At 66.8% G+C, this 5,176-nt stretch carries 4 protein-coding genes; all 4 read left to right on the top strand.

The annotated features are described in order from the left end of the window. Positions 1 to 34: 34 nt before the first annotated feature. The 4 genes from ACFYMP_RS26780 to ACFYMP_RS26795 all read left to right on the top strand — a co-directional run bounded on the left by ACFYMP_RS26780 (position 35) and on the right by ACFYMP_RS26795 (position 5,070). Entirely contained in the window at positions 35 to 370 is a 336-nt protein-coding gene (locus ACFYMP_RS26780) for a hypothetical protein (protein WP_388862285.1), read from the top strand. A gap of 99 nt (positions 371 to 469) precedes the next feature. Then, a complete protein-coding gene (locus tag ACFYMP_RS26785; protein ID WP_388862287.1) occupies positions 470 to 793 on the top strand; it encodes a WXG100 family type VII secretion target in 324 nt (107 codons plus the stop codon). A gap of 117 nt (positions 794 to 910) precedes the next feature. Then, entirely contained in the window at positions 911 to 1,435 is a 525-nt protein-coding gene (locus ACFYMP_RS26790) for a type VII secretion system-associated protein (RefSeq protein WP_388862289.1), read from the top strand. A 125-nt stretch (positions 1,436 to 1,560) separates the two neighbouring features. After that, positions 1,561 to 5,070, top strand: coding sequence for an AAWKG family protein (locus tag ACFYMP_RS26795; protein ID WP_388862291.1), 3,510 nt, complete (start codon positions 1,561 to 1,563; stop codon positions 5,068 to 5,070). Positions 5,071 to 5,176: the final 106 nt, after the last annotated feature.

Consider the following 5,176-nt stretch of genomic DNA (forward strand, 5'->3'; position numbering starts at 1 on the left):
GTCCGGCGGCGAACTCCAACCGAAGGGGTAGCCCATGGCAGGCATGCAGCAGTCGGAGGAACGCGCGACACGGAACGGCATCAGCGCCCTGGAGCAGGCCTTCACCGGCATCCAGAACAGCCGGCAGGACGTCGAGAGCACCAAGTGGAACATGGCGCAGACGCTGAAGGGCAGCGACGGCAAGGCCTACCAGGACCTGCTGGCGCAGTGGGACGAACAGGCGGAGATCATCTCGCGCAATGTGCGCGACATGATCGACCAGCTCAACGAGACGCTCACCCAGCAGGGGCTGACCCAGGGTTCCTCGCACGATTCGGTCGACCAGGCGTACCACCAGTCGGACGCCATCTTCGACGCCCTCTCGGGCTGATGCCGCGCGCACCGCGCGCACTCGCCCCCTCCGGCCGGCGCGACGACCGGCCGGGCCCTGTCGCACCTCCCCCCGCATTCCCGTGAAACGAGGCCCCTCATGCCGGACGACTTCTCCGACGGATTCATCTACGTCAACTACGCGCACGCCGACAACGCGGCCGAGGACATGCGGCTCCAGACCCAGGCGATCGCCCGGACGCTCAGCAACCTGGAGATGGAGCTTCAGGAGCTGAAGCAGTCCTGGGAGGGTGACGACCGGGAGGCGTACGACGGCAAGCAGCGCGCCTGGGACCACGCCGTCCAGAAGATGGGCGACCTGCTCACGAGCCACGCGGGACTGCTCAACGAGATCAAGAACGCGTACCAGAACAACGAGCGGAACCTCACACAGGGCTGGGACGGCGTACGGATAGGCCGCTGACCGCGAACCGAACCGGGTGGCTGTCCGTGCCAAGACACGCGGGCGGCCACCCTTTGCCCTGAGTGCGCCGATGTGGCCCGCGGTTTCGGGCGGGCTCGACGAAGGAAGGCCGAGACGATGGCGGAAGATCCCGGTAAGCCCCCGCTGGTGATGGACAAGGCGTGGATCAAGAAGTTCCTGGACGTGGACATCGCGGACTTCCAGTCGGAGTTGAAGAAGATCCTCACCGACCGGGTGCCCGCGGACTTGGTAGCGACGATTCTCTCCGCCTTCACCACGGGGTCCCTCGACGACGAGATCCCCACGGTGCGTTCCCTCCAGGAGGACGGCGAGAAGCCGGACTACGTGCTGTCCGGTTCCACGTGGCCCCTCGTCATCGGGAACATGGCGGGCAGCACCACGGTCCACGGCAAGGCGGTGACCGGAGGTGTGACCAGCATGGCCGCCACGCTCACCGGGATCCTGGAGGACCAGCAGACCCTTTTCGACGACATCGAGGAGAACCTGCGGGACGCCATGGACACCCTGTTCAAGACGCAGGGCGACAGCCTGGACAAGGTGGACGGCGAGAAGCTGCTCGACGCCTTCGAGGACGTGGACGACGACCTGACCGGTGGGGACAGCGACGACGAGGACAGCTGAGGGCTCCCCGCCGTGGCCCGCGCGCCATTCCCCGCCCCGCCGCCGTGTCGCGGCCTTGCCTGACGCCCTCGCCGTAGCGCGCCGGCTTCCCTCGCACGACCGTCCCAGCCCGATGGAGTTCAGTCATGGCATCCGACAAGGATCATCCCCTCGCAGCGAACATCGATTCCTGGCGTGAGGCCGTCCTGCTCTTCACCGGATACGAGGCGCCGAAGATCGACACGGTCTTCGAGAAGCTCGTCGGGAACGACGACATCCCCATGATGAAGGTGGAGATCACCAAGCAGAACACGGTGACCTACGTCGATCCCGAGGACTTCAACTGGATGTCCGAGAACGCCGGTTGGCGTATCGAGAACACCGACTTCATCATCCCGTTCTACACGACGGGAAAGGGCAGCACCGACGCGAAGGAGGACGCGGCCGGCGACGACGTCTCCTACTACAAGGCCCGCATCACGCTGCTCGGTGACAAGCAGGCCGGCGCGCCCCCCAAGGGCGGCGAGGTCCACGGCTACGAGGGCAAGAGCCGTTACGACAACGACTTCAAGAAGTCCGACGACGGGACCACGTGGGACACGAGGCCGGTGGACCGGTGGTCCTACGGGACGGGTAACGCCCTGCGGGCGCTGCTGGCCGGTCCCGAGGGGACGAAGGACTTCAGCTGGGGCGACATCCCCGTCCCCGCCGAAGGGGTGGTGAGTCTCGGATCCTTCGAGACGGTGGCCCAGGCCTTCGACCGGGTACAGAAGTTCTTCGACAACCAGAAGGACGTGCTGAGCAACTGGCAGAATCTGGTCGGCACCGAGGAGAACGAACTGTGGCGGGGCCAGGCCGCGGGCGTCTTCTGGGACCTCATCCACCAGCTCAACCGGAAGTACGAACGCATCTCCAAGGACCTGACCAACACCACGGGGAAGGGTTTCGGTTCGAAGCAGGGCGCCGCGGTCCGGGCCGCGGGTGAGACGTTTCGCGCGGAGGCCCAGAAGCTCCTCGACGGCTGGGAGATCTGGCAGGAGGCGATGGGCAACCCCCTGCGCTGGCTGGTCGACCTGCTGGCCGAGATCAATCAGAGCAACTGGAACCTCAACATCTCCCAGATCGAGTACTCCTACGACTACGGATACGAGTCCTACTCCGAGAGCTACACCGCCTCCTCCCACTTCGATCAGCAGGCCAGGGACGCGTTCGGTCATCCCTACGGGTCGATGACCGAGCTCGGGACCTGGAAGGCGATCGGGGAGGCGGCGATACAGCGCTGGTGGAACGCCGCGTACCGGGATCTGGTCGAGCCCGCCGACCAGGCGATGAAGAACGTCGGCAACGCCTGGAGCAGCAGCAACTTCGACCTCGGCAAAATCAGAAGCACCTCCGGGGACAGCCTGAAGACCTCGTACACCGAGGACAAGGCCGAACTGGAGAAGGAGGAGGCGGAGAAGAAGGCCGCAGAGGCCGAGGCCAAGGCGGCGGCCAAGGAGAAGGAGCTGGAGGAGAAGGAGGCGGCAGCCGAGGCGAAGGCCGAGGCCAAGGAGAAGGAACTGGAGGAGAAGCAGGCGGCAGCCGAGGCGAAGGCCGAGGCCAAGGAGAAGGAGCAGGAGGCGAAGCAGGCCGCGCTGCTGGCCGAGCAGGAGAAGAAGCAGGCCGAACAGGAGGCCAAACAGGAGGCCAAGGAGAAGGAACAAGAAGCCAAACAGGAGCAGAAGGAGAAGGAGCAGGAGGCGAAGCAGGCCGCGCTGGAGGCGGAGCAGGAGAAGAAGCAGGCCGAACAGGAAGCCAAACAGGAGGCCAAGGAGAAGGAACAAGAAGCCAAACAGGCTGAACTGGAGGCCAATCAGGAGGAGAAGCAGGCGCAGCAGGAGGCCAAACAGGAACAGCTCCAGCAGGAACAGGAGAAGAAACAGGAGGACCTCCAGGCGAAGCAGGAGGCGAAGCAGGCCGCACAGGAGGCGAAGCAGCAGGAGTACCAGCAACAGCAGCAGGCTTTTCAGCTGCAGTCCTTGAATCAGCAGAAGTCCGAGCAGCAGCAAGCCAAGAAGGAACAGGAGAAGAAGCAGGCCGAGCAGGAGGCCAAACAGGAACAGCTCCAGCGGGAACAGGAGAGGAAACAAGCCGAGCAGGAAGCCAAACAGGAACAGCTCCAGCGGGAACAGGAGGCCAAGCAGGCCGCACAGGAGGAGAAACAGGAGAAAAAGCAGGCCGAGGTGGAGGCCAAGCAGGAGGCGAAGGAGAAGGAGGCCGAGGCCAGGCAGCAGGAACAGCAGCAGAAGCAGGAGCAGCTTCAGCGGGAGCAGGAAGAGAAACAGCAGGAGCTCCAGGAGAAGCAGGAGCAGAAGCAGGAGGAGCAGGAGAAGAAACAGGAGCAGGCGCAGGCGAAACAGCAACAACTGCAGGCCCAGCAGTCGGAGCGGCAGGAGCAGCTTCAGGCCCAGCAGTCCGAGCGGCAGGAACAGCTCCAGACACAGCAGTCGGAGCGGCAGGAACAGCTCCAGCGGGAACAGCAGCAGAGACAGGACGAGTACCAGCAGAAGCAGCAGGAGTTCCAGGAGCGGCAGAGCAGGGCGGGCGACCAGCTGAACGGCCGCCAGAGCGGCCTGCTCAACGGCGGCGACCTGGCCCTGGGCCCCTCGGACTCGATCTCCGGGCCCGTCAACGGCGACGACTCGCTCACCAACCCGGGCGGCAGTACCTCCCACCTGGACAGCCATGGTCGTGTCGTCACCGACTTCCCGGACGGCAGCTCCACGAGGATCGACCCGACCACCCAGACCTCGTCGCTCACCAGGCCGGACGGCACCACCGTCTCGGGGCCGCTCAACGCGGGTGACGTGCTCGCCAACCCCGACGGGAGCGTCTCCCACCTCGACGCGCAGGGGCAGGTCGTCACGGAGTACCCCGACGGCAGCAGCACCAGCGTCGACCCGCACAGCGGAGCGACCTCGATCACCAGTCCCGACGGGACGACCACCACGGGCCACCTCAACGAGGGCGGCGTCCCGGTTGGTGGCCACCCGCAGCAGGGCTCCGGCGGCGGCCACGCGGGCGCAGGTCTCGGGTCCGGCTCCGGCTCGCTCAACGGCGGCGTCGACTTCGGCTCGGGGCCGGGATACGGATCGGACCACGGTTCCGGCTACTCCGGTTACGAGGAGGAGCTGTACGACGACACCCCGTACGACGGCACCCCGGTCAGTCTGTCCGGCGCCTCGGGCGGCGCCAACGGCGCGGCCACGGGCTCGGGGGGCGGTACGCCGCTGAACCCGGGCGGGATGCCGGGCGGCATGCCCGGCGGGATGCCCGGCGGGATGCCCGGCGGCGGCATGGCCGGCGGGCGCGGTGGCGGGCAGGGCTCCGGCGAGCGGGTCCGCAACGTGATCGACGGCGGTGACGTGGTCAGCAACCGCCGGCGGCCCTCGAACCCACGTGTCAGGCAGGGGCCTTACGATGAGCGCGAAGCCATGATCAACACCAGCGGCGGCAGCCCCTTCGTCCCGCCGATGGGAGCGGGCGGCGCGGGGGCCGGCGGGCCGGGGCGTCCCGAGACGGAGAGCGGTGACCGGACCCGCGACTCCTGGGTGGAGGAGGAAGAGGATGTCTGGGGAAGCGACGAGGGCGGTGCCCCGGCCGTGATCGGCCGATGAGGCCCGCACCCGTGCGCGTGTCCCAAAGCGCAGTCGTACGCACAGGCGCGGCCGTCGACTGGCCGGTCGCCGCAGCCGAAGCCGAAGCCGAACCGAGGAGGACCAG

The sequence above is a fragment of the Streptomyces sp. NPDC007088 genome, from assembly GCF_042869355.1.
Taxonomy (GTDB): domain Bacteria; phylum Actinomycetota; class Actinomycetes; order Streptomycetales; family Streptomycetaceae; genus Streptomyces.